20 protein-coding genes are annotated in these 24263 nt (G+C 63.3%); 16 read left to right on the plus strand and 4 right to left on the minus strand.

Going from position 1 to position 24263, the window contains the following annotated elements; translation table 11 throughout:
- Positions 1–37: 37 nt before the first annotated feature.
- From OO306_RS06120 to bcsC, 16 genes are all read left to right on the plus strand, one after another.
- Positions 38–1387 (plus strand): MFS transporter, encoded by a 1350-nt coding sequence (locus OO306_RS06120; protein WP_238214785.1) that lies wholly within the window; start codon positions 38–40, stop codon positions 1385–1387.
- Between the two features lie 59 nt (positions 1388–1446).
- Positions 1447–2109, plus strand: coding sequence for an RraA family protein (locus OO306_RS06125; protein WP_265968057.1), 663 nt, complete (start codon positions 1447–1449; stop codon positions 2107–2109).
- 189 nt (positions 2110–2298) lie between these two features.
- Positions 2299–3474 (plus strand): MFS transporter, encoded by a 1176-nt coding sequence (locus OO306_RS06130; protein WP_265968153.1) that lies wholly within the window; start codon positions 2299–2301, stop codon positions 3472–3474.
- Positions 3464–4105 (plus strand): alpha/beta hydrolase, encoded by a 642-nt coding sequence (locus OO306_RS06135; protein ID WP_265968058.1) that lies wholly within the window; start codon positions 3464–3466, stop codon positions 4103–4105. The genes OO306_RS06130 and OO306_RS06135 overlap by 11 nt, the downstream gene beginning before the upstream one ends.
- A gap of 283 nt (positions 4106–4388) precedes the next feature.
- Positions 4389–6902 carry a hypothetical protein gene (locus tag OO306_RS06140; protein ID WP_265968059.1) on the plus strand — a complete coding sequence of 838 codons (2514 nt, stop codon included), beginning with the start codon at positions 4389–4391 and terminating at the stop codon, positions 6900–6902.
- A 77-nt stretch (positions 6903–6979) separates the two neighbouring features.
- A complete protein-coding gene (locus OO306_RS28395; RefSeq protein WP_369124823.1) occupies positions 6980–7234 on the plus strand; it encodes a DUF6543 domain-containing protein in 255 nt (84 codons plus the stop codon).
- Positions 7228–7386: a hypothetical protein gene (locus OO306_RS06145; protein ID WP_265968060.1), complete on the plus strand. Its 159-nt coding sequence runs from the start codon at positions 7228–7230 to the stop codon at positions 7384–7386. The genes OO306_RS28395 and OO306_RS06145 overlap by 7 nt, the downstream gene beginning before the upstream one ends.
- Positions 7387–7698: 312 nt before the next feature.
- Positions 7699–9189, plus strand: a complete 1491-nt coding sequence (gene bcsE / locus OO306_RS06150; protein WP_265968062.1) for a cellulose biosynthesis protein BcsE — start codon at positions 7699–7701, stop codon at positions 9187–9189.
- The gene (gene bcsF / locus OO306_RS06155) at positions 9186–9371 is read left to right on the plus strand and encodes a cellulose biosynthesis protein BcsF (protein WP_265968063.1); all 186 of its coding nucleotides are present in this window, start codon (positions 9186–9188) and stop codon (positions 9369–9371) included. The genes bcsE and bcsF overlap by 4 nt, the downstream gene beginning before the upstream one ends.
- The gene (bcsG, locus tag OO306_RS06160; protein ID WP_265968064.1) at positions 9364–10983 is read left to right on the plus strand and encodes a cellulose biosynthesis protein BcsG; all 1620 of its coding nucleotides are present in this window, start codon (positions 9364–9366) and stop codon (positions 10981–10983) included. Before bcsF ends, bcsG begins: the two co-directional genes overlap by 8 nt.
- Positions 10980–11198: a cellulose biosynthesis protein BcsR gene (bcsR, locus tag OO306_RS06165; RefSeq protein ID WP_265968066.1), complete on the plus strand. Its 219-nt coding sequence runs from the start codon at positions 10980–10982 to the stop codon at positions 11196–11198. The genes bcsG and bcsR overlap by 4 nt, the downstream gene beginning before the upstream one ends.
- Entirely contained in the window at positions 11195–11899 is a 705-nt protein-coding gene (bcsQ, locus tag OO306_RS06170) for a cellulose biosynthesis protein BcsQ (protein WP_265968068.1), read from the plus strand. Before bcsR ends, bcsQ begins: the two co-directional genes overlap by 4 nt.
- Positions 11896–14505, plus strand: coding sequence for a UDP-forming cellulose synthase catalytic subunit (bcsA, locus tag OO306_RS06175; protein WP_265968070.1), 2610 nt, complete (start codon positions 11896–11898; stop codon positions 14503–14505). The genes bcsQ and bcsA overlap by 4 nt, the downstream gene beginning before the upstream one ends.
- Positions 14502–16784 carry a cellulose biosynthesis cyclic di-GMP-binding regulatory protein BcsB gene (bcsB, locus tag OO306_RS06180; RefSeq protein WP_265968071.1) on the plus strand — a complete coding sequence of 761 codons (2283 nt, stop codon included), beginning with the start codon at positions 14502–14504 and terminating at the stop codon, positions 16782–16784. Before bcsA ends, bcsB begins: the two co-directional genes overlap by 4 nt.
- Positions 16784–17899, plus strand: coding sequence for a cellulose synthase complex periplasmic endoglucanase BcsZ (gene bcsZ / locus OO306_RS06185; RefSeq protein ID WP_265968072.1), 1116 nt, complete (start codon positions 16784–16786; stop codon positions 17897–17899). The genes bcsB and bcsZ overlap by 1 nt, the downstream gene beginning before the upstream one ends.
- Positions 17887–21405 (plus strand): cellulose synthase complex outer membrane protein BcsC, encoded by a 3519-nt coding sequence (gene bcsC / locus OO306_RS06190; protein ID WP_265968073.1) that lies wholly within the window; start codon positions 17887–17889, stop codon positions 21403–21405. The genes bcsZ and bcsC overlap by 13 nt, the downstream gene beginning before the upstream one ends.
- A 9-nt stretch (positions 21406–21414) precedes the next feature.
- Here the strand turns inward: bcsC and OO306_RS06195 are convergent, their stop codons facing one another.
- The 4 genes from OO306_RS06195 to OO306_RS06210 are packed head-to-tail and all read right to left on the minus strand — an operon-like array spanning position 21415 to position 24257.
- On the minus strand, positions 21415–22026 hold the full coding sequence (locus OO306_RS06195; protein ID WP_265968074.1) for an HAD family phosphatase: 612 nt from the start codon (positions 22024–22026) through the stop codon (positions 21415–21417).
- Positions 22023–22811 carry a GntR family transcriptional regulator gene (locus OO306_RS06200; protein WP_265968075.1) on the minus strand — a complete coding sequence of 263 codons (789 nt, stop codon included), beginning with the start codon at positions 22809–22811 and terminating at the stop codon, positions 22023–22025. The genes OO306_RS06195 and OO306_RS06200 overlap by 4 nt, the downstream gene beginning before the upstream one ends.
- Positions 22808–23404, minus strand: coding sequence for a nicotinamide riboside transporter PnuC (gene pnuC, locus OO306_RS06205; protein WP_265968076.1), 597 nt, complete (start codon positions 23402–23404; stop codon positions 22808–22810). The genes OO306_RS06200 and pnuC overlap by 4 nt, the downstream gene beginning before the upstream one ends.
- A 19-nt stretch (positions 23405–23423) precedes the next feature.
- Positions 23424–24257 carry a 5'-nucleotidase, lipoprotein e(P4) family gene (locus OO306_RS06210; RefSeq protein WP_265968077.1) on the minus strand — a complete coding sequence of 278 codons (834 nt, stop codon included), beginning with the start codon at positions 24255–24257 and terminating at the stop codon, positions 23424–23426.
- Between the last annotated feature and the right edge of the window lie 6 nt (positions 24258–24263).

Raw genomic sequence — 24263 nt, forward strand, 5'->3', positions numbered from 1 at the left:
GATTACCGCCGAATTACAAAAACAAAGGTATGTACCTATGTCGATCGCTGAAGTTGCCTATGCCAAAGGGCGCAGCAGTTACCGGTGGATCGTGGCTGGCATGATCTTCTCGATCTACACCATCGCTGCCGCCGACCGCGCCAATCTCGGCGTGGCGTTGCCTTTTATTCGCAAAGAGTTCGAGATGAGCAACGCCGAAGCGGGTGGGCTGATGAGCCTGTTCCTGCTGGCTTATGCCTTGGCGCAAATCCCGGCAGGCTTGGCCTTCAGCCGCCTGGGCGTGAGCCGGATCTTGCCGACCGCCATGGTCATGACGTCGGTGCTGACCGGGTTGGTGGGTACCGCAGGCTCACTGCTGGCGTTGAAAATCTATCGGTTCGGCCTGGGCCTTGCCGAAGGGCCGCTGCCGATCAGCATGACCACCACCATCAACAACTGGTTTCCGCCGAGAGAAAAGGGCATTGCTTCAGGCATTTTTCTGTCTGCGGTCAAGTTCGGCCCGGTCATCGTACCGCCGCTGTGTGCCGTGATCATCGCGGTGTGGGGCTGGCGCGAGGTGTTCTTTTTCTTCGCCGTGCCGGGCATTTTGCTGTCGATCGCCTGGTACTTTCTGATTGCCGACCACCCTTCGAAAAGCCGCTTCGTCAATCAGGCGGAGCTTGATTACATCACTGACGAAACGCCGCGCGACAACGTCGCCAGCACTGAACCCACCGTGCAGACGACCTCAGGGCGAGGCTTCGAGCGCCTGGACTTCTTCATTCGGCGGCGCGAGGTAGCGGCGCTGGAGACCAAGCGCCAGGTCTTCGGTTCGTGGTTGATCTGGGGGAGTGCGCTGGCGTACTGCTTCCAGCTGGGTGTTTCCAGCGTATTGTTGTCCTGGATCCCCACCTACCTGATCACCGTCAAAGGCTTCTCGTTGATGAATATGGGGCTGGTCTCGGCTGCGCCTTGGGTAGGGGCAGTGCTGGGCAACCTGTTGGGCGGCTATTGCTCGGACCGTTGGTTGGGCGGGCGGCGCAAGCCTGGGATGCTGCTATCAGCGCTGGGTACCTCGGTGATGATGTACCTGTTGATTCATTCGCCTGCCGACCCGTTCTCGTATGGCCTGTTGCTGATGGCGACCGGCATCGTGCTGAGCTTCGGGTTCTCTTCGTACATGGTTTACCCAATGGCACTGGCGACCAAGCAGACGTTCCCCGTCGCCAACGCCATCGTCAACATGGTCGGGCAGCTAGGGGCTGCGGCGACGCCGTTTTTGACCGGCTTGTTGCTTGACAGTTATGGCTGGAACTACGTGTTCTCTTACCTTGCGATTGGTTCGTTCGCCAGCTTTGTGCTGTTGCTGACGATTCTGGAGCCGGTGCCGAAGACCCAAAAGGCGTGACCTCACGGCCTGTGGTGTCACCCGTTGTGATCAATCCGTCTGTTTGAAAGGAGTTAATGATGCACGCAGAAGATAAAGCGCTGGTCGCACTGTTCGAAGGGCTGGACACGCCCGGCGTCTCGGATGCCTTGGACAAGCTCGGCCTGCCTGGCCATTGCTTTGGTGTGATGCCGCTCGACAACTACAAGCAGGTGGTCGTGGGGCCGGCGTTCACGGTGAAGTACGTGTCGGCGAGCGTGCCTCCGGGCACCGTTGGTGATTTCATCGAAGAGGTCGCTGAGGGCGACATCGTGGTGATCGACAATGATGGCCGCACCGACTGCACCGTGTGGGGCGATATCATGACCCAGTATGCCGGGGCCCGGAAGATTGCTGGCACGGTGATCGACGGTGTCTGCCGCGATGTGAACAAGGCCTTGGGCGATGGCTATCCGCTGTTTACCCAGGGGCGCTTCATGCGCACAGGCAAAGACCGTGTCCAGGTCGAATCGGTCAACCAGCCGGTTTCCATCGGCCAGGCGCGTGTCTGCTCCCGTGACATCATCGTTGCCGATGCCAACGGCGTTGTTGTAGTGCCGCGTGCGCGGGCGCAAGAAGTTGCCCAGGTTGCCCGTCAGATCGAAGCAGTCGAAGCGGATATCCGTGCGTTGATCAGCGAAGGGCGCACCCTCAAGCAAGCGCGCGAAGCGCTGAATTACCACACCTTGCAACGCAAGTCCTAAGTGGCATTGTGCTGACCCCTGCAGGTGCAGGGGTCAATAGCTGTTATGCCCAGAGGGTTTAGCACCGCTCGCAGCATCGCCTTAAACTAGGCGCGTGCCTCCCGCGCACTGATTCGTTCGTCTTGTTGAAGGTTTACCGTGCACGCCGAAGCTCGTCTACCCGGGGCCCTTGGCATTTTTTGCCTGGGCATGCTGCAGGTTCTGGTCTGGGGCGGCTCGTTCTTTTTGCTGGCGGTCATGGGCGAGCCGATAACGCGCGAGACCGGTTGGGGCAGCCAGTGGGTGTACGGCGCGTTGTCGCTGAGCCTGATGGTCTCGGCCCTGCTTGCACCGCTGTCGAGCCGCCTGGTTGCCCTTTACGGTGGCCGGACACAACTGGCCAGCAGTGGCGTGATCGTTGCTCTCGGGTTGTTGATGATCGCGGCTAGCCAGACGTTGCCGACGTTTTTGCTCGCGTGGGTGATCATCGGTGTTGGCATGGCCGCCGGGCTCTACGAAGCGCTGTTCGCGACATTGGGTGCGCTGTATGCCGAGCGTGCGGGTAAAGCCATTACCGGCATCACCCTGATTACAGGGTTTGCCACAACCCTGTGCTGGCCGCTGGTGGCATTTGCCATCGAGCATGTGGGCTGGCGCTACGCGTGTGTCGGCTATGCCGCAGTGCTTCTGGTGACAACGCCGTTTTACCTCAAGGTACTGCCGAGCGCCGTCCGGTCAGCGCCGCGCAAGCGCCTCATCGAGCAGAGCAGTGCGGGCGTGAACCGACGTGTGTACCGGCAACTGACGTGGATCTTCGCGCTGGGTGCGGTCATCATGACCGCCATTTCGGTGCAACTGGTCGCCGTTCTGCAAGGGCTGGGCTATTCGCTGGCTGCTGCCATCGCGCTTTCGGCGTTGTTGGGGCCGAGCCAGGTCGCCTCGCGGGTGTTGCAGATGCTAGCGGGCAAGCGCCACCCCATTTGGACTGCACTGGTGTCAGTCGTGCTGGTTGCGCTAGGCGTATTGTTAGTCGCGTTTGCGCCAGGCGCGACAGCGGTGGGCTTGTTACTCTACGGCCTGGGCAACGGACTGCGAGCGATCGTTCGCGGCCTGCTACCGCTGGCGTTGATGCCACCGTCGCAGTACGTGGTGCTGATGGGCAAGATGTCGCGGCCTTCACTGATCGGCCAGGCACTGACACCGTTAGTTGGCGGCTACCTGCTGCAGCACTTCGGTGCCATGGGGGTGCTCATGGCGTTGGGTTGGTTGGCGGCAATCAATGTCGGGCTGGTAGTGATGGTGTTGCGCGCGTTGCCAGCAGCCAAGTCGGCACCGAATGAAACGGACGAAACGATAGCGGTCGATGGAGATAGCGATGCACGATGATGCACGAAGCGAACAGCTGATCACGGGCCCGGCCGGGCTGATCGAATTGATTGTCGATGAACCGGTGTTGCCCGTCAGGGGCGTGGCGGTGGTCAGCCATCCGCAACCCTTGCTGGGCGGCAGCCCGCACCACGTGGTACCGCTGACCTTGGCCCGCAAGCTGTGCGCTGCAGGCTGGCGCGTGGTGCGCCCGAGCTTTCGCGGAGTGGGGCAAACCGCTGGCGCACATGCCGAGGGAGTAGGTGAGGCCGAAGACAGCATTGTCGTCGTCAGGCACCTGCAGGAACGTTACCCCGAGCTGCCCATCGCACTCGTCGGCTTCTCGTTTGGTGCGCACGTGTTTGCCCGGGTCGCGATCACGCTGGAAAGCTCGCTGCATGCTGTCGCGTTGTTGGGGCTGCCGGTGGGAGAGGTGCCTGGCGGGCGGTTCTACCCAGCGCTGCCGTTACCATCCCGCTGCCTGTTGCTGCATGGCGAGCACGACGAGATGGCGCCGCTGGCCAACCTGCTTGACTGGGCACGGCCAGAGCACCGCCCGGTCGTGGTCTATAGCGCGGCCAATCACTTCTTCAAAGGCTGCCTGGCGCAGGTAGCAGACCAGGTGGTCAGGCATTTGAACGAGAGAAGCTGAACGCCCTCGACCTTGGCGCCAATATGCACCTTCATGCCGAAGAAGTATGGGTTACCTTTCTTCGCCTGATGCATCTCGGGGGTTGGTACTGTAGTGGTCATGCAGTGTCCGGCACTATCAAAACTATCACTTTTACCAGGTGTTGAAGTGTTCCCGTGTGTGTAACGTTGCTGAACGCACCTGCGCGCCTGTTTCCCTTACGCTGGAAGAGGGCTGGGTGGGGCGCCCATAACTAATGTTGCTTGTTTTATTGCAGCTCCAACTGCATTGAAGGATTGAAAAAATGAGCTCAACAATGATAGCCCCCCCCGTTAATCAGAATAGCATTGTGCCAGGCAGTCCTGCTGGCATTGACGATCTGCGCATCGAGTTTGATCTTCACCTGAAGAGCCGCTATCCGAAAGAGGCGATCTCAGATTATCCAAGGCCTATGGTCATTGGTGCCACGTGGCCTGTCTCAATCGCGGATGTGGGTATCAACCACGAGGAAGTCTGGGACCCTGACGACGGCGTGGTGGTCGTCATCCCTGCCTTCAAGGGCATGGCCGTGGATGATTGGATCATCGCAGACTGGAGCGGCAAGAGAGTACCCGCGAAGGTCGTAGCGGGGGACGTGAGCAACCAGTATCTGACAGTGATCGTGCCCAGTGCCTTCATCAAGGAAAAAGATGACGCGCAAGTAAAGTATTACGTTACACGCAAAGACAGCGCTGGCCTCTATGGCACTGTGGGCACTTCACAGGTGTTGATTGTAAAGGTGCGATTCGGCCAACCGGGGCATGTGGGTAACGCAGCGCCTGTGCCGTTGAATGCGCCCACCCTGACAACGCCGGCCATGGGGCCGGTAGGCGAAAGCGACGCCAAGAGCGGCGTGCAAGTGACGATTGCGGCTTACACGGGCATGGCGGCCTTCGATACGCTCGTACTGTATTGGGGCCATGAAACCGTTGAGCATAGCGTGCAAGCGGCACACGTGGGCAAGCCGATTGTCATCACCGTGCCGGAGGCTACAGTACTGGCAGCGGGAGACAGCAAAGACCTTGAAGTGGATTACTACGTCGTTGATGAGGTTGGCAACGAGTCCGAATGGTCGGTAACCACCCGTGTACAGGTCGCCGTATCGAAGCTTAAGTTTGCTGCACCCACCCTCAGCGATTTGGAAGACCTGAAACGCACTATTGTCCAACCTTTCGATTTGGACATCTATGGCAGCAGGGGGCTGGAAATTAAAGCTGACCCCGGCAATTTCCAGCCAGGCGATACTGTAACCGTCAAATGGAAAGCCACTACCGAAGCAGGCCTTGCTCAAGCATCCGATCTGGGTACTGTGGATATAACAGCTGCTGGCGAAGTGCTTAACTTTACACTGTCCCACACGGAGTTGTGGGGCCTCGCCAATGGTTCGGGCAGCGCTTATTACGAAGTAAAACGCAATAATACGGTCACGTTGTCACAGTCAGCCACCCTTGATTTCATCGGCACGCGTGCATCCAACGCATTGCCCGCAGTGTCGATAGACGGCGCCGAAAGTGTGGATAATGGCTGGTGGACCGACTCTGATCTGGCGGTAGCAGACCTGGTCATTCCTCAACTGGCCAATCTGGTGAAGGATGATGTTGTTGACGTCGTGATGCGCGGGGTTGCTGCCGACGGTCGTAGCCTGGCATTCAAACCCAGAAAGCATCGTGTCACCAAAGTCCAGGTCGGCAGTGAATTGCGGTTACGCTTGGATGGGCCTAAGTTCCTGCTGCCCTTGGAGGGGGGCTATGTGGATATCTACTACACCGTGAAGCGGGGCAAGAACAAGGTCAAGTCGTTATACCAGCGATTCTACGTCGGTTATCTTGCCGAGACGCTGCCGGCGCCCACCACTGAAACCGATCTTTCCGGTTCCAATAATGTGTTGGACCCCGGCCGGCGGGAGTTTACACACGGTGTTTATATTGCGCTGCCGGATCTAAGCGCGGTGAAGGGGGATTATACGCTTCAAATGATCTGGAAAACCTCGGAAGGGGGGCGCCACGAGCAATCGCAAGACATTGACGCAGACGATACACCGACCTCGTTCCAGGTGCCTGCCGCTGAACTGAAGCTCAGTGGAAACCCGATTGATGTCGTTGTTTACTACATTGTGTTCCAGGCCAATACACCGGGTCGTGCGTCTGCGGACCTGGAATTTACAATCGCAACGCCTGCGATGCTGGTTGCCCCGTTGGATGTCAGCCAAGCCCCGATGGTGCTGCGCGGAGGGGCCATCGAGATGTGTCAAATGGTGGCCAATGCCTGGGCCGTTATCCCGCCCAAAGTCAATGGCAATATCGCAAGGTCCCAACAGCGATTGCCCACCGGCGGCACCCCTCCGTATACCTATGCTTCAAGTGCCCCAGCCATTGCTCGGGTAGATGCCGACGGTCGTGTCTGGCCATTACGCAATGGCGACGTAACCATCACGATCACCGATGTGGCGAAAAAAACCATCAGCTATCCGGTGCAGGTGAGTTATTGCTTCAGGGTGCTGATCGGCCCAGGCAGCTACAATTTGGTCAGTGCCGAGAGATTTGTCAGTGCGGAGTCGGCCCTGCCTGTGAATGACGATTTGATCCCGGATCTGCGTGTATTATACGGGGCACAGTTGCCATTAAATCGTCATACCTGGACAGGCCATAGGCTTTGCCGTGAAGGCTACAACGATGGTCCAGGCTCCGGGCCTTTCTATCACGTGGCAACAAAGACAATTCACTTTGCGAATTCTTATAATACGAATGTCACAGGCGCCATGGCAATGAAACCTGTCTAGGGAAACTTCAAACGAACAGCTCAACTTCGCGCATTTCCCTGCGCATGGTGTTGAGCTGCTTCACCGCCGATTAGAGCGTGGCGGGCGGACAGCCGAAGGGCAATCGCTTGAGCAACGCTCGGGCAGGCAACATCAAACCACCCTGTGCCATTGAGTTTGCCAGGCTGTGCCATGACACCGACGTGGGCGGACAGTATCAACGCCATTTGGACTGTGTCCTACAGCCGCAAGCCGGGAGTGGCAGCACCGATCGCGTCGCCGAGTTGCTGGCCGGTTCGCATCGCTACAGCCTGCTGCTTGATGCCTCTGGGCCAGGCTCAAGGGCGTGCTGAGCGAGAGCGAACTGCAGCTGGTGGTCGGGCTGTGCAAGACCGATCGCTTGCCGCGCCTCGATGGCGATCCGGTGGTGGCCATGCAACTGAGCCTGCTCGGTTGGCTTTTCGGATGCAATTTTCATCAGCCAACACGTGAAAAGGCTCATTGACATCAATGTGACAGTTTTCTGTTCAAGGTGCGTGCCAGCTGTTTTCAGCGGCGATCAGAACGCAACCTCACCCTCGATACCTTCGTCAAAGTCAACGCTTTGGGCGACGTCACTGAGCGTGCCTTTGCAATTTATTACATTTCAAACGGCCTCTACCCTGTCTCAGTGCTGTAAAGTTGACGTTCCTCCGAATTCGCATGCCGAATTATCGCTTTTTTGACGTAAGTCAAAAGGCGTCAGCGGCGCACGTGCGAAATTTCATGCTGTAAGCCATTTTATTTTTGACGAAGAGCCAGTGTTTTGACGAATGCAATGCCGTTGTTGGCTATTTCCGGCCTAGGGGCCGAAAGCAGCCAGCTTCATGTACAAGGACTGTACTGGTTGGCCTGTGACACCGCAGAAGACGCCACCGTGCTGTGCCGCCAGGTGGTGGAGGGTTTGCCCGGGCGCACGCGGGCAGCGCTGATCGCCGATGCGCAAGCCATGGGTGACGTGCTAGGCGCACTCGATGCGGTGCAGGGGCCGGACGCGTTGGCGTTGTATGAAGCCAACCCGCAAGCGATGCTGCGGCTGGTCGATGACCTGCCCCGTATCGATGTGCCTGGGCGTGTGCTGATCGTGCTGGCGCCTGCCGACGTGTGGGATGGCGGCAAGGTCGAGGGATGGTGCAATGCCCTGCGCACGGTATTGATGGCGGAGGCTGCGCTGATGCTGGTCATCAGCGGCGGGCAGTGCGCCGGCCTGGTCGAGCGCTTGCGCGCCTTCAACCAGGGCGTCGACGGGTTGGCCCAGGTGTATCGCGGCAAAGGCGGGGTACGTTACCTGCAGCACTTCTGGAGTAACGCGCTGGGCAAGGTTGGCACCCGGGACATCGAGCTGGTGCGCCTTGATGCAGTTTTTGCCGTTGCCGCGACGCCGCAGCCGCCAACCGACACAGGTGGCGATGAGCTGTTGTGCCTGGCCCAGCGGCCGGTACTGGAGGGCGCTCCAGCTTTCTCCGAGCACTGGCAGGTCTGCGAAAGCCTCGACGAACTGACTGACAAAGCTGGCCGTGCGGTATCCGCCACGGTCATTTTTGCCATGGAGGGTGGGCAGCGCCTGGATACCCTGGCGCGTCAGCTGCACCACCTGCGCCAGTTGCGCGGCAATGCCCTGAAGCTGGTAGTGCGCGAGATGGCGCCCACCCTGCGCTATCAGGATGAACAACTGCTGCTGGCCTGCGGGGCCACCCAGATCGTGCCCTTTGGCGCGAGCCTGTCGCGCTTCCTGACCATGGTGGAGAGCATCCAGGGTTACGTCTGGCGCCGGCACCTGCCAACCGACTTCGATGCTTTGCTTGCGCGCTTGCGGCCGCTGGCGATCTGCGGGCTGGTGGCGCCTGGCGCGTTTGCTGAAGCGGTGCAGACAATGTGGCACGGTGTGCGTAACGGCGAAATTGTCCACCAGTTGCTGGTGCTGCGCCCGGCCCCTGGCCTGACCCCGCTGCAGGCATGCTCGCGCACCGTGTTCCGCCGCGACGGTGACATCGCCTGTGTCGTAGGTGATGTGCTGTTCCTGTTTCTGTTCGCCTGCCGGTCCGAAGGCGTCGAACAGGCGCTTGATCACATCTTCCAGCTGTCGTGGAAAGAGCTGTTCATCAGCCAGGAAGTGCTTGCCGGCGTCGACAGCCTGGCCGCCCCTGCCTTCCTCGATGACAACGTGCCACAGCCGCCACGGATTGACGCGGCGGTGCAGCTGCCCGCACGCGAGCGGCCGGCCCTGGCGCCGCGCCGGGTCGCACTGGCCAAGTGGGGCGCTGTATGAACTTCGTGCAACTGCTGCAAGTGGTTGGCATCACTGCGCTGGTCACTGTAGGGCTGGCCTTGCTGGTGGTGCGCCTGCGCGCCGCGTTGCGCGGCTGGTTGCGCCGCCGCCTTTCCCCCCGTTACTTGAAACCGCTGGGCGTACGCCGCCGCGCTGTACGCCAGGAAACCCGTAATGACTAATGCAAGCACCACTCTCCCGGTACCGGCTCAATGGCCTGGACTGGGAGGGTGGAACCTTTATTTTTTGGCCAAGTTCCTGCTGGTCGCCCTGGGTATGCTCGATTTCCAGGCCCTGCCAAACCTGCTGTTCGCTGTGTTTCTGCTGATCCCGCTGCCGGGTAAGTGGCTGCGCGTTGCGCGCCAGTTGGTGGCGCTGCCGATTGGCATCGCGCTGTTCTACCAGGACACCTGGTTGCCGCCGTTCAGCCGCCTGCTGGCGCAGCCAGGGGTGCTCGATTTCTCGTGGGATTACCTGCTTGAACTGCTGGGCCGCTTTATCAACTGGAACCTGCTGGGCGCGTTGGTGCTGTTGCTGGTGGGCTATCTGTACCTGCGCCATTGGCTGCGCCTGAGCACCCTGAGCCTGTTGGGGCTGGCGTGGCTGGCAGTCGGTGGCCTGCCGTCGCTGGGGTTCAGCGCGGGCCAGGTGCCCAGCACTGCCACTACCCACCCCGCTGAGCCGGTGCAGGCTACTGCGATAGCCGACAATGCCACACTCGACAGCTGGCTTGAGCGCTTTTTCACCCATGAGCGTGAACGGGTGACGGCATTCCCTGCCATGAACGCCGATGAGCAGCCGTTCGACCTGCTGGTGATCAACATCTGTTCGCTGGCCTGGGACGACCTGTCGGCGGTGGGGCTGCGTGACAACCCCTTGTTCTCGCGCTTGGACGTGGTCTTCGATCAGTTCAACTCGGCCACCTCCTACAGCGGGCCAGCTGCTATCCGAGTGTTGCGTGCCAGCTGTGGGCAGTCGTCCCACGCGGGCCTGTACCAGCCAGCCCCGGCGCAGTGCCTGTTGTTCCAGAACCTGGCCAGGCTTGGCTTCCAGAGCAATACCTTGCTCAACCACAGCGGGCGGTTCGACAACTTCATCGGCGACATCACCCAGCAGCACATGCCGCAACCTGGTATGCGCAACACCGATTTCCCGCGGGCATTGGTCGGCTTCGACGGCTCGCCGATTGCCAGTGACCTGGAGGTGCTGCGGCGTTGGTGGGGGCAGCGCAAAGACACAGCGGATGATCATGTTTCGTTGTTCTACAACAGCATCAGCCTGCACGACGGCAACCGCATCGTTACCGCCGATGGGGGGACCCGCGTGGCCGATTACGCCACCCGCGCCAACCGCCTGTTCGGCGAGCTGGGCACCTTCCTCGATGAGCTGGAGCGCAGCGGCCGCCGGGTGGTCGTGGCTATCGTCCCGGAACATGGCGCCGCGCTGCATGGCGACCGCATGCAATTGTCGGGCATGCGCGAAATCCCCACGCCGTCGATTACCCATGTGCCGGTTGGCCTCAAGTTCATCGGCATGGGGCAGCCTGCACGCAGCGAGCCGCTGCGGGTCTCGGCCCCCACCAGCTACCTGGCGCTGTCCGAGCTGATCTCGCGCGTGTACGCCGGCCTGGGCCAGCAGCAGGCGCTGGATGTGCCCAGCCTGCTGACCGACTTGCCGACCACCGAGCAGGTCGCGGAAACCTCCGGTGCGCAGGTCTTGAACTACCAAGGGCGCGCCTACATGCGCCTGCAAGGCCAGCCGGACTGGCAGCCCATTCCCGAGGAGCGCCGATGAAACCTGGCAACGCTGACCCCGCTGACCGTAGCGACGACATTGCCCAACTGCGCCAGCACCTGGATATGCCGGGCCTGCACTACCAGGACATCTCCATGCTGGTAGGTGTTCAGCAGGCCTTGCAGCGCTGGCCGTTGCTGGGTGAAAGCTGCCGCTCCAGTGCCCAGGGCGAGCTGACCCTGACGGCACCGCGGCGTGAGAGGGTGACACCATGACCAGCTTGGCGTTGCACGGGGTGCGCGGTGGCTTGGGGCGCAGTGCCTTGCTGGCCGCGCTGGGCTATGCGTTGCAGGAGGTGGGTGAGCGGGTGCTGCTGATCGACCTGTGCCCAGACAACCTGCTGGGGTTGCATTTCAACCTGCCCCTCGACACGCGCGAGGGATGGGCGCTTGCCGAGCGGGAAGGGCGGCCGTGCACCGATGCTGTATACGAGGTGCTCGATGGGCTGTGGCTGATGCCTTTCGGCGCGCTACCTGCCGACGCGCCGCAGCGGGCGGCCGATGCTGCCGCGTGGGACGCTCGCCAGGTCGAATTGGCCAAACACTTTGACTGGCTGCTGTTCGACGTGCCGCAGTTGCCGGCTGATGTCGCTGCCCGTGTCGAGACCGATGTGCGCGTACTGGTGGCCGAGGCCGAGATGGCCAGCCATCTGTTGCTGGGGCGGCGGCAGGTCGAGCATTACGATTTGCTGCTGGTCAATCGCTACGACCCGGCAAGTCGCTTGCAGAGCGACCTTCTGATGGTGTGGCGGGATCTGTACCGTGAACAGTTGCCCATCCAGGTGGTGCACCGCGACGAGGCCTTTCTCGAAGCCTTGGCGTGCAAAGCTCCGCTTGGCCATTACGCGCCGCAGAGCTTGGCCTGCCGGGATGTGCAGAGCTTGGCGGTACGTTGCCTGACGAGACGCCCGTCGTGAGCTTTACGCCACTGTCTGCCTACACCTGGTTCACTGCCCGCGGCGCACAGCGGCCAGTCGCCTGGCTGTTTACCCTGGGTGTTTGGCTGGCCTTCCTGTTCTTGCGTCTGGAGTCGCCCGCTTGGCAGGCCTTGCTGGCCGAGCGTCAGCGCCTGTATCCGCAACTGGCGGGCAAGCGCCCGACCCTGGGCGACCCCTTGCGTGTGTTGATCCAGAGCCTGTGGCTGTTACTGCGACGCCCACCGGTGCCACGCGAACCTGGGCTGGCCAGCCAAGCTTGGCGCACAGTACAAGCGCAGTGGCGCATCGCGGGGCAGCATGTGCGCCAGTGCCGTGGCCTGCTGATCGACAGGTTGCAACAATTGCCCGGGCGCTATCGGGCCAGTGCCTTCAAGCGAGAAGCCTCGGCACGCCTGCGCGGTTTGAGCGACTTCGCCCGGTGGGCGTTCTATAGCGTGCTGACACTCTGCGCCATTGGCCTGGCCTTGCTGTGCGTGACCGAGCCGTTCGGCTACCTGGCGCAGTTGGTGTTCATCTGCCTGCTTTTGGGCATCGCCATGCTGGTGCGGCACATGCCGGGCCGCTTCCCGACACTGATGCTGATCGTGCTGTCGACCATCATCTCCTGCCGTTACCTGTGGTGGCGCTACACCTCGACCCTGAACTGGAACGACACGACCGACCTGGTGTGTGGCGTGATCCTGCTGGCGGCCGAGACTTACTCGTGGTTCGTGCTGATCCTGGGCTACATCCAGACCAGCTGGCCGTTGCAGCGCAAACCGGCGAGCCTGCCGGCAAACCCGGGGCACTGGCCGACGGTCGACCTGATGATCCCGACCTACAACGAAGACTTGGCAGTGGTACGTACTACGGTACTGGCAGCCCTGGGCCTGGACTGGCCCAGAGAGAAGTTGCGCATCTACCTCCTCGATGATGGCCGGCGCGAAGCGTTTCGGGCATTTGCTGACGAAGTCGGGGTGGGCTACATCGTGCGCGCGGACAACAAGCACGCCAAGGCCGGTAACCTCAACCATGCGTTGAGCGTGACAGACAGCGAGCTGATCGCCATTTTCGACTGCGATCACGTACCGGTGCGCTCTTTCCTGCAATTGACAGTGGGCTGGTTCCTCAAAGACTCAACGCTTGCGCTGGTGCAGACGCCGCACCATTTCTTCTCGCCTGATCCGTTCGAGCGCAACCTGGGTTCGTTCCGTCGTCGCCCCAATGAAGGGGAGCTGTTCTACGGCCTGATCCAGGACGGTAACGATATGTGGAATGCGGCATTCTTCTGCGGCTCGTGTGCTGTGCTGCGGCGTACGGCGCTGGAAAGCATCGGTGGCTTTGCCGTAGAAACCGTCACCGAGGATGCCCATACCGCTTTGCGCATGCACCGCCAGGGCTGGTCTTCGGCCTACCTGAGCATCCCGCAGGCAGCGGGCCTGGCTACCGAGAGCCTGTCGGCGCACATCGGCCAGCGTATTCGTTGGGCGCGCGGCATGGTGCAGATCTTCCGCACTGACAACCCCCTGTTCGGCCGCGGGCTGAGCCTGTTCCAGCGGGTGTGTTATGCCAACGCCATGCTGCACTTTCTGGCCGGCTTGCCGCGGCTCGTATTCCTGACCGCGCCGCTGGCGTTCCTGTTGCTGCATGCCTACATCATCTATGCGCCGGCCTTGATGATCCTGCTCTACGTACTGCCGCACATGATCCACGCCAGCCTGACCAACTCGCGCATGCAGGGCAAGTACCGGCAAACGTTCTGGGGCGAGGTCTACGAGACCGTGCTGGCCTGGTACATCGCCCGCCCCACCACGGTCGCCCTGTTTGCGCCGAAGAAGGGCACGTTCAACGTCACCGCCAAGGGCGGCCTGATGGAGCAGGAGCAGTTCGACTGGCGTATCGCCCAGCCTTACCTGTGGCTCGCGGCTTTTAACGTGGCCGGCCTGGGCTTTGCCGTGTGGCGTCTGTTTACAGGCCCCACAGCAGAAATTGGCACGGTGATCGTCAGCTCGCTGTGGGTTGTCTACAACCTGCTGATCATCGGCGCCGCCGTTGCCGTGGCCGCCGAAGTGCGGCAGGTGCGCCGCGCCCACCGGGTACAAATGCGCTTGCCAGCGGGGCTGGTGCTTGCCAGCGGCCACGCCTACCCCTGCACCCTGGTGGATTACTCCGATGGCGGTGTTGGCTTGCAGTTGCCCCCGGGCCTTGAGCTGCAGCCGGGGGCTCGGGTACGCCTGCTGCTCAACCGTGGCCAGCGCGAATTCGCCTTCCAGGCCTGTGTCACCCGTACTGTCGGGTACCACGTGGGCCTGGTGTTCCATGACTTGAGCCAGCAACAGCGTATCGACCTGGTTCACTGCACCTTCGCCCGCGCCGATGCCTGGCTTGGCTGGCACGAGCAGCATGAAGCCGATCGCCCGCTGCGCAGCCTGGTCGATGTGCTGAAGCTGGGTGGCGTTGGTTACCTGCGCCTGGTCGAGCACCTGCCGCCGTGGCTGCGTGCGTGGTTGCGCCCACTGCGTACGCTGGCGCGCTGGCTGGCCAGCTACAGGCCCCGCACACCGCGGCCTTTCCCTTCCCTGAACCTTGTTGATCGAGACGCATGATGACTGGTTATCCCGCGCGTACCTGGGGCTTGGCGATGGCGCTGTTTGCCGCCTTGTCGCAGAGCGCCGCAGCCGACGCTGTAACCCCGCTTGCCGAGCCAGCCGTACCCACGGTGCCGAACTGGCCGGTTACGAAAACCTTCGAGCAGCTCGGGCATGCATCCGACAGCCTGCTGTTAGGGGTGCGCAACAGCGAACACATCGAGTTCGGCCTGCGTCGCGACCGCCTTGCTACCGATGCCACCTTGCAGCTGGACTACACGCCTTCGCCCGCGCTGTTGCCGAACTTGTCGCACCTGCGCGTGTACCTCAATGACGAGCTGATGGGGGTAGTGCCGGTCGAGAAGCAGCAGTTGGGCCAGCGCGTACGCCGACAACTGCCCCTGGACCCAAAGCTGCTCAGCGACTTCAACCGGGTACGCCTGGAATTCGTCGGGCATTACACCGACATCTGCGAAGACCCGGCGCACAGCGGCCTATGGCTGAACCTGAACCGCAAGAGCCAGGTGCAGTTGCACGAGCAGGCACTGGCGCTGGACAACGACCTGGCGTATTTCCCGCTGCCGTTCTTCGACGCCCGCGACACCGGCAAGGTCGAGCTGCCGGTGGTGTTCAGTGGTGTGCCGAGCCTGGGTGAGCAGCGCGCGGCGGCTATCCTGGCGTCTTACTTCGGCAGCCAGGCCGGCTGGCGCAAGGCGTCCTTCCCGGTGCTGTACAACAGCCTGCCGGCCATTGCCGACAAACCCAGGCCGAGCATCGTGTTTGCCAGCAATGAGCGACGTCCTGCATTCCTGGGTGACCTGCAGAGGTTTCCGCTGGTGGACGGCCCGGTGTTGCAGATGATCGATCACCCCGGCGACCGTTGGAGCAAAATGCTGCTGGTACTGGGGCGCAACGATGAAGACCTGGTCAAGGCAGCCTCGGCCCTGGCAGTTGGCAACAACCTGTTCCGTGGTGCGAGGGTCAAGGTCGAGCAGATGACCGCGCTGCAACCGCGCCTGCCCTACGATGCGCCGAACTGGACGCGCACTGATCGGCCGGTGCGTTTCGCCGAACTGCTCGATTACCCTGAGCAGTTGCAAGTCAGCGGCCTGCAGCCGCGGCCGGTGACGTTGGAACTGAACCTGCCGCCAGACCTGTTTGTCTGGCGCAACCAAGGCATTCCGCTACGAACGCTGTACCGCTACACGGCACCGGCAGTCACCGACGAATCGCGCCTGAGTATCAGCGTCAATGACCAGTACATCACCAGTATGCCGCTGGTGGGCAACGACCGGCGTGCTGGCAAGCTTGAGCAGATGCGCCTGGCGGTGTTGTCGGGTGACAGCACTGCCTTGACCGAGAAATCGCTGGTGCCGGCGTTGAAGATCGGCGACCGCAACCGGCTGCGCTTCGATTTCAGCTTTGCCAGCACCCTGGGCAGTGCCCAGCGCGATCACTGCCAAACCTCGCTGCCGGTGGATGTGCGGGCGGCGATCGACGAAAACTCGACCATCGACCTGTCGGGCTACCACCATTACATCGCCATGCCTGACCTGCGCGCATTCGCCCGCAGTGGCTTCCCGTTCAGCCGCATGGCGGACCTTTCCGAGACCTTGGTCATCATGCCGGCAACCCCGTCGGCGATGCAGGTTGGCACCTTGCTCGACAGTGTGGGAGGGCTGGCCGGGCAGATCGGTTACCCAGCGCTTGGCCTGCGCCTGGTCGACGACTGGAAGCAGGCAGCAGCGGCAGATGCCGACCTGCTGCTGATCGGCAGCCTGCCCGAAGCATTGAGCGATGCGCCCAACCTAGGCCTGCTGCTCAGCGCCCAGCGTGACTGGTTACTGCAAGGCCGTAGCGCGGGGCTGCCAGGCAGCCAACGTTTCGATACCACGCCGGTGGCAGCGAGCAGCCGCGTGGCGGTCAGCGCGCAGGCGCCGATCGCGGCCATTACCGGGCTGAAATCGCCGTTTCATGAGCAGCGCAGCGTCGTAGCTCTGTTGGCCAACAGCGACAGCGACTACGGGTTGCTGCGCGAGGTGCTCGGCGATGTGGGCAAGCTCGATGCCGTGGCGGGCTCGGTCACATTGGTGCGCAGCAGCGGTGTGACCAGCCAGTTCGTTGGCGAGCATTATTTTGTTGGCGCGTTGCCGTGGTGGCTGCTGCTGTGGTTCCACTTGTCCGAGCACCCGGTGTTGTTGGCGGCGATCGCGGCCGTTTGCGTGGTGCTGTTCGCCTTCTTGCTGTGGCGGGCATTGCGCTGGGCTGGCCGGCGTCGACTGGGTGAGGCGGGGTGATGATGCGTCAGTGGCTGGTAGGGCTGTTCGCCTTGGGCGTGCCCGTTTTCGTGAGTGCCGCGCCGGCTTGCCCGTGGCCAGCCTGGGACCGCTTCAAGGCTGAGCGGGTGAGCGTGGATGGCCGGGTCATCGACCCGAGCGACGAGCGCCTGATCACCACCTCGGAAGGGCAGAGCTATGCACTGTTCTTCGCCCTGGTGGGCAATGACCGGCCAGCCTTCGCACAGGTGCTGCGCTGGACCCACAATAACCTGGCTGAGGGCGACCTGGCCCGGCACCTGCCAGCCTGGCTGTGGGGCCGTGATGGCCAGAGCCAGTGGCAGGTGCTGGACGCCAACAACGCCAGCGACGCCGACCTGTGGATCGCCTACAGCCTGCTGGAGGCCGGGCGGCTGTGGGACGAGCCCGCGTACACGCAACTGGGCCAGCGCGTGCTATGGCGCATCGCTGCCCAGACCGTGCGCAAGCTGCCGGGCCTGGGCGTAATGCTGCTGCCGGGTGACTACGGCTTCGAGGATGCCCGCGGTACTCGCTTGAACCCCAGCTACCTGCCGCTGCAATTGTTAGAGCGCTTCAGCCTGGTGGACCCCCTGTGGGGTGAGCTGGCAGCCAACACACGACGTTTGTGGCTGGCGTCCTCGCCCAAGGGGTTTGCCCCGGACTGGCTGCTGTGGACACCGGCCGGAGAACTGGCTGCAGACCCGCAACATGGCAGTGCCGGTGACTACGACGCGATTCGGGTGTACCTGTGGGTCGGTATGTTGGCCAAGGATGCGCCCCAACGTAGCGAACTTGTTGCCCACTATGCCCCAATGGCGACCGTGACCACACGCCAAGGCCTGCCGCCAGAGCGCGTGGAGGCACACAGCGGCAGCACCAGTGGCCATGGCCCGACGGGGTTCTCTGCGGCGTTGTTGCCCTTGCTGGCAGCGTTACCTGAACACGCTGCTGGCCTGGCTGCCCAGCGTCAGCGTCTGCGCGAGCAGCCGGTCGAAGCCAACGCCTATTACAGCCAGGTGCTGGCGCTGTTTGGCCAGGGCTGGGATGAATCCCGTTACCGTTTTGACCCGCACGGTCGCCTGTTGCCAGCCTGGAGCGCGCCATGCAGCGAATGATGGGTGTGTTGATGCTGGCGGCAGTGGCGTGCCAGGCCGCTGCGCAACCCAAGGATGCAACTGAACAACGCCAATGGCTGCTGGACCAGGTGCGCCGGGGCGAGGCGCTGCACCGTGACGACTTGGTGCGCGATGCGCTGGGCCGCCTGCAATTGCTGGAACCGCGTAACCCGCAGGTGCTGCTGGCAGCCTTGAGCCTGGCGTTGCGCGACAAGAACATCACCGAGGCCGAGCAGTTGCAGGCACGGATCAGTGCCTTGGCGCCCGACAGCCCGCAGGCACGCCAGGCCTTGCGCTTGCTCGAACTGCAGCAGCCAGAGGCCGCGCGGCGCCTGCAGCAGGCGCGGCTGCTGGCCGTTACCGGGCGCAATGAAGAAGCGCTGGCGGCGTATGAGCACTTGTTTGCGGGTGAGCCACCCAGCCTTGAACTGGCACTGGACTACTGGCGCGTGCGCGGCAACCTGCCAGGCCAACGTTCTGCGGCGATCCGCCAGTTGCAGCAGTTGGACCAGCAGTACCCAGGCAGTGCGGGACTGCGCCAGACCCTGGCCGGTTGGCTGTTCGCTGAAAACCGCGACCGCGAAGCGCTGGCACTGCTCGACCAGCTGGCGCGCGACCCTGGCGCACGCGATGCCGCTGCCCAGCGCGAGTTCGACTACCTGTCTGGGCAGGCGGTGAGCGCCGCCAGTGCGGCGGCGTGGCAAGCTTTTCTGCAGCGCTACCCGGCCTCGCCGTTGTTGGCCCAGGCCAGTGAGAACCTGCAACAGCAACGCAAACTGCTTGCCGACCCGTCCTGGCAGGCCGGCCAACGGGGCAAGGCGTTGCTCGACAAGGGCCGTAACGCCGAGGCCGAAGCCCAGTTGCGTCGGGCGCTGCGGCAGTACCCGGACGATGCCGGCCTGCACGGTGCGTTGGGCTATGCCCTGATGCGTCAGGGACGCTATGAAGACGCCAATGCGGCGTTTCGGGCCGCGAGTGCCAAGGAGCAGGACACCTACTGGATCAGCCAGTGGAAGGACCTGGAGTCGTCCAGCCAGTACTGGGCGTTGCTCAACAAAGGTGAGCGGGCTTTGCAGGCACACGATGTGCGAGGTGCGCGTGCCATTTACCTGCGGGCACGTCAGCAGCGCCCGCAGGATGAATACGCTCTGCTGGGCCTGGCGGACGTCTTCCTGGCAGAGGGTGATGCAGCCGCTGCCGAGCGCCAATTCCTGCAGGTGCGGCGTAGGGCGCCAGATAACGAAAGTGCCGTGCGTGGCCTGATGCGGGTGTACCAGGCGCAATCCCCCGACAAGGCGCAGGCGTACCTCGACAGCCTGCCACCCCGGCAACAAGCGCAGTTCGCCAGCCTGCGCCGCAGCCTGCAACTGGCGCGTCTGCGTCAGCAAGGCGATGAAGCCCTGCAGCGCGAGGACTGGTCGGCGGCCAGCCAGGCGCTGGGCCAGGCCTATGCGTTGGCCCCGGATGAGCCCTGGCTGGTCTATCAACTGGCGAACAGCCTGCGCCACCTGGGGCGCACCGGCGAGGCCGACGCGGCATTCGCCAAGCTGGTGCAGCGCCAGCCCAATGACCCGGCGACCCGCTATGCCCATGGCCTGTTCCTGGAGTCCAGCGACCGAGATGCCTTGGCCTTGGACAGCCTCGCGGCGGTGCCGCAGAGCACCTGGAACGCTGACATGCAGGGGCTGGAGCAGCGCATTCGGCGCCGCATGACCCTGGCCTCGGCGCAGCAGTTGCAGGCACAAGGCCATAGCGCGCAGGCGTCCGCGCTGCTTGAGGCCAACCTGGCGCGTGGCGAGGGCGGCGCGGACGACCTGATGCTGTTGGCCGACTGGGCAGCGGCACGCGGTGAGCCGGGCAAGGCGCGCGGCTATTACCAGCGTGTGCTGGCCCTACAGCCCGGGCAGCCCGCAGCGCGCTTGGGCGTGATCGAAAGCTGGGTCGCTGAAGGTAACCTCGCGCACGCTCGGCAGTTGCTGGCCGCTCAGCCGCCACAGTTGGCTGCCGATGACAGTAACGCCCAGCAGCGCATGGCGGCGGTATGGGTCGCTTTGGGTGAGCGCGACCAGGCAGCCAGGCTACTTGAGCGGATGGCTGCTCAGCAGCCGCAGCCCGATCCGTTGCTGCGTCGCGACGCCGCCCGCCTGGTGGCGCAGCCCGACTCGCAGCGGGCGCTGAGCCTTTACGCTGCAGCGATGGCCGATGCGCAGTTGCTTGACCCGGCGGCGGTGTCGCCACGGGACGACCGCGCAATGACGCTCGCCAGCCGAGAGCAGGACGGCGATGACTGGTTGGCGCGCAGCCTGCGCAGCGATGTCGATGCGCTGTATCGACAGCGCAATACCCACGTGACCCTTATGCATGACTACGGTTGGCGCCAGGACGACGGTACGCCGGGCACATCCGAACTGAGCACTCAGTCCACCTTGTTGCATGTCGATACCCCGTTGCAGGACGGCACCGCCTTTGCGCGCGTGGAGCGCATCGGCATGGATGCGGGGTCATTCGAACTCAATGATCAGGAGCGCAATACCACGGATTTCGGCACCTGCCAGTTTGTTGGCCGCAACGCTGACGGGGTGTCCTTCCCAGGGTGCAGCGGTGGCTCGCAAACCGCAGACGGTAGCGTGCTGGCGCTGGGCTGGCAGGGCAGCCGCTGGGCCTTCGACCTGGGTACCACCCAAGGCTACGAGGTCAACAACTGGCTGGGTGGCGCCACGGTCAACGGCGATGTCGGCCAGGTCGGCTGGTCGCTGACTGCGTCGCGGCGGCCGATGAGCAACTCGCTGCTGTCGTTCGCGGGCGCGCGTGACCCGGCGACGGGTGTGCGCTGGGGTGGGGTCACGGCCAACGGGGCCACGCTTGGCCTGAGCTGGGACCAAGGCGGCGATGACGGGGTTTGGGCCAGCCTGGGGCACCATTGGCTGTATGGCGAAAACGTGGCCGACAACCAGCGTACCCGTGCCATGGCCGGCTACTACCACCGCCTGGTGGAAAAAGCTGACGAGCGTGTGCGCGTTGGCGTGACGCTGATGCACTGGCGCCACGACAAGGACCTGGGCGGCTACAGCCTGGGGCAGGGCGGCTATTACAGCCCGCAGCGCTACACGTCGGTCGGCGTGCCGATCAGTTATGCCTGGCGCAACTACGACTGGTCGTTGCTGCTGGAGGGCTCCGTCGGTTGGTCCCAGGCCCACAGCGGCAGCAGCCGTCTGTACCCGGATGCACATGTCAATCACAAGGTGCTGGCGCAGTATGGCGTCGACTCCAACCTCGACGCCATGAGCGACGCCAGTAACAGCAGCGGACTGGGTTACCGCCTGCGCGGTCTGTTCGAACGCCGGCTGAGCGATCACTGGGTGATGGGCGGCGGGTTCGACTGGCAGCACAGCGATGACTATGCACCGAGCCATGGCATGCTTTACCTGCGCTACCTGTTCGAACCGTGGCGGGGCAATCTGGCGCTGCCGGTGACGCCGCTGGAGCCTTACAGCGAGTGGCGTTGACAGGCGCATCTAAGGCGCGCTCAGCCGCCTTATGTCCACCACCGGCAGCCCACCGCGCCGCGCTGCCTCCAGGCCTTGCTCGCTGTCCTCGAACACCAGGCAGCGAGCAGGCGGCAGCCCCAGTCGCCGGGCGGCCTCTAGAGGGATAGCAGGATCAGGCTTGGCCTTGCCGACATCGTCGATGGTCACAATGGCGTCGAACAGCGCGACCAAACCCAGTGCGGCCAGTGAGTTCAAGACAATCTCGCGCGATCCACTGGACGCCACCGCCATGGGCTTCACCCCGGCAAACCGCCTGGCGATGGCAGTTACCTGGGTGATCTCACGCACATGCCGGGAAAGGTTGGCCAGGTAGTGCTGGCGCATCGTCGCCACCACCCTGGGGCGATCCAGCGTGACCTGGTGGCTCTGTTCGAAATGCGTCATCAATTGCGTCTCGCAGAGCCCGCAGCGGGCGGCGTGCCATGCGCTGTCCATGCCCTTGCCAGACGCAGCGAAGCCCGCGCGCCAGGCGCTGGCGTAGGCGGGCAGGCTGTCGATCAGGGTGCCGTCGCAGTCGAAAATCAGGCCTTCGGCGGCCAGCAAGCGTGTTTCCAGTGGGGTGTCGAGTGGGTGTTTCATAGCGCTTCGACCTGGCCGGGGTAGCGGGTTTGCAGCACTACGGCGAGGGCGTCCGGGCGCCAGAATTCCTGGTCGAACTCCACGGGCTGGCCGCGCTCGCCGAAGCTCAGGCGTTCCAGGTAGAAACTGCTCGAGCCTGGGGAGACTTGCAGCAGATCGGCCTGAAAGTCGTTCATCGTCTCAGGGTGCATGCACAACTCGCTGCGCGACTGCACGCGGCCGAAACGTTCGCGCAGCAGGGCGGTCAGCGAGGTGTTAAGGTCGGCGTCGAGCAACGCGGGGCACCAGTCGGCGACCAGCACATTGCACTCGAGCAGCACCGGGCGTTGGTCCACGTAGCGACGGCGCTGCAGGTAGAACACCGGCTCCTCCGCATGCTCCAGGCCCATGCGCTTGGCCAGCCAGGCCCCGGCTGGGCGGCGCTCGGCGTGCAGGCACTCGGTGCGTGGCGTGCGGCCCTGGGTGGTGACGTACTCCATGAAGCCTGTGATGCCGGTTGGGTCGTAGCGGATGCGTGGGGGGCTGACGTACCAGCCGCGGCGGTCCTGGCGGTAGATGACGCCGTCGGTTTCCAGCAATTGCAGTGCCTGGCGCAGGGTCACCCGTGTGCAGCCGAAACGCTCGGCCAAGTCGCGCTCTGCGGGCAGCTTGCTGTCGGCGGGCAGGCAGCCTTTAGCCAGGTCACTGGCCAGTTGATCGCGGATACGCAGGTAATGGGGCTGGCTGGCGCGCCACGTGGCCTGTGGCTGCGACTCGCTGACGAACGAGGTGCGAAACGGGTTCATGGCAATACCTCGGCGCCCGCAGGCAGGGGCTGTTGCTGGGCCAGCAGTTCGTTGCGCCAGGCCAGCAGGCCGTAGGCGGCCAGTACCACGAAGCCGGCGTACAGGGCCGCCGTGAGTTGCAGGTCCTTGAACAGGAACAGCCCGACGTAGGCGCTGTCGAGCACGATCCACAGCCCCCAGCTGGCGACGTATTTGCGTGCCGCCCAGAAGCTGGCCACCAGGCTGAGCGAACTCAGCAGCGCGTCGATCCACGGCGCGGAGGCATCGGTGTAGCGCTGCATGACGGTGCCAAGCAGTACTGCGCCAGCAAGCCCCGCCGCCAGGCTGACGATGGCCTCGCGGCGCGGCAGGCGTTGCACGCCGACCTTGCCGGCGACGCTGTAACCCTGGCTCCAGCGCCACCAGCCGTAACCTTGCAGCACGGCGAAGACCAGTTGCAGCAGCATGTCGCAATACAGCTTCACGTCGAAGAATATCCAGGCGTAGAGCAGCACGGCGACCACGCTTACCGGCCAGCACCAGCGAATACGTTGGGTGGTCAGCCACACGCCGAGGATATTCAACAGCACGGCGATGATTTCTAACGTTGACATGGGCGCCTCCTCGGCAGCGTCAGTACTGGGGCTTCAAGACCTTGTGCTTGAAGGCGCGCTTCTGTTGTTCCGACAACCCTTCGCGCCCCTGGTACGGCGCGCTGTACCAGCCGCCATAGGTGGGGTTGGGCAGCAGGAACCAGCGTTCACCCAGCCAGGCGAAGTAGGGGCGGGCCGCGTCGAGCTGGGCCTGCTGGCTGCCGCGGGTGGCCATGAAATCACCGAAACTGTCGCCCAGTTGCATCAGCACCCGCGCCTGGGTCCCCACCCAATGACGGCGGCAGGTCTTGTCCGAACCGCTGGCCTGGCAACCGCCAATGGCGGTGCCGGCGGTGAGAATCTGGGCGCTGCTGTCGATGGGGAAGCCGGCGCGGCGCAGGTTTTCCAGGGTTGCCTGCTCCTGGCCTGGCGCTCGGTTGGTCAGGTAGTACGGCGTGATACCACGGCGCGCGGCGGCCTGCAGAAAGTCCACCGCGCCGGGCAGGGCAGGGGCCTTGGCGCGATCGACCCACTGGTACCAGGCGTCGTAGTCATAGGGGCGGTCATTGATGATCGAACGGGCGTTGAGCGGGACGTTATCCAGCAGGGTTTCGTCGATGTCGATGATCAGCGCCGGTGGCAAACCGTGTAGCGCGCGCGGTGCGTGTGCCAGCGCATCCCAGGCGGGGTCGGCCAAGGCCCTATCGAGGTGCTGGGTGGCACTGGCATACACCTGGCGGAACAGCAGGTCGTGTTCCACCGACGTCTGGGTCCAGAGCACTGCATCGAGCTGGTCGTTAGCGGGCGGGTGCTGCTGGCAACCGGTGAGCAGCGTTGCCAGCAGGGTGGCGATCAGCGAGACGGACCGGGTCATGGCGAT

This window comes from Pseudomonas sp. DCB_AW (genome assembly GCF_026240895.1).
GTDB lineage: Bacteria > Pseudomonadota > Gammaproteobacteria > Pseudomonadales > Pseudomonadaceae > Aquipseudomonas > Aquipseudomonas kermanshahensis.

What these genes read in the sequence shown, in the direction of transcription:
- bcsB (WP_265968071.1), top strand. Translation starts at nt 14,502, where the DNA reads ATGATGACTGGTTATCCCGCGCGTACCTGGGGCTTGGCGATGGCGCTG.
- bcsR (WP_265968066.1), top strand. Translation starts at nt 10,980, where the DNA reads ATGAAACCTGGCAACGCTGACCCCGCTGACCGTAGCGACGACATTGCC.
- OO306_RS06200 (WP_265968075.1), bottom strand. Translation starts at nt 22,811, where the DNA reads ATGAACCCGTTTCGCACCTCGTTCGTCAGCGAGTCGCAGCCACAGGCC.
- OO306_RS06130 (WP_265968153.1), top strand. Translation starts at nt 2,299, where the DNA reads ATGCTGCAGGTTCTGGTCTGGGGCGGCTCGTTCTTTTTGCTGGCGGTC.
- bcsE (WP_265968062.1), top strand. Translation starts at nt 7,699, where the DNA reads ATGCCGTTGTTGGCTATTTCCGGCCTAGGGGCCGAAAGCAGCCAGCTT.
- OO306_RS06125 (WP_265968057.1), top strand. Translation starts at nt 1,447, where the DNA reads ATGCACGCAGAAGATAAAGCGCTGGTCGCACTGTTCGAAGGGCTGGAC.
- pnuC (WP_265968076.1), bottom strand. Translation starts at nt 23,404, where the DNA reads ATGTCAACGTTAGAAATCATCGCCGTGCTGTTGAATATCCTCGGCGTG.
- OO306_RS06210 (WP_265968077.1), bottom strand. Translation starts at nt 24,257, where the DNA reads ATGACCCGGTCCGTCTCGCTGATCGCCACCCTGCTGGCAACGCTGCTC.
- OO306_RS06120 (WP_238214785.1), top strand. Translation starts at nt 38, where the DNA reads ATGTCGATCGCTGAAGTTGCCTATGCCAAAGGGCGCAGCAGTTACCGG.
- OO306_RS06195 (WP_265968074.1), bottom strand. Translation starts at nt 22,026, where the DNA reads ATGAAACACCCACTCGACACCCCACTGGAAACACGCTTGCTGGCCGCC.
- bcsQ (WP_265968068.1), top strand. Translation starts at nt 11,195, where the DNA reads ATGACCAGCTTGGCGTTGCACGGGGTGCGCGGTGGCTTGGGGCGCAGT.
- bcsC (WP_265968073.1), top strand. Translation starts at nt 17,887, where the DNA reads ATGCAGCGAATGATGGGTGTGTTGATGCTGGCGGCAGTGGCGTGCCAG.
- bcsZ (WP_265968072.1), top strand. Translation starts at nt 16,784, where the DNA reads ATGATGCGTCAGTGGCTGGTAGGGCTGTTCGCCTTGGGCGTGCCCGTT.
- OO306_RS06140 (WP_265968059.1), top strand. Translation starts at nt 4,389, where the DNA reads ATGAGCTCAACAATGATAGCCCCCCCCGTTAATCAGAATAGCATTGTG.
- OO306_RS06135 (WP_265968058.1), top strand. Translation starts at nt 3,464, where the DNA reads ATGCACGATGATGCACGAAGCGAACAGCTGATCACGGGCCCGGCCGGG.
- bcsG (WP_265968064.1), top strand. Translation starts at nt 9,364, where the DNA reads ATGACTAATGCAAGCACCACTCTCCCGGTACCGGCTCAATGGCCTGGA.
- bcsF (WP_265968063.1), top strand. Translation starts at nt 9,186, where the DNA reads ATGAACTTCGTGCAACTGCTGCAAGTGGTTGGCATCACTGCGCTGGTC.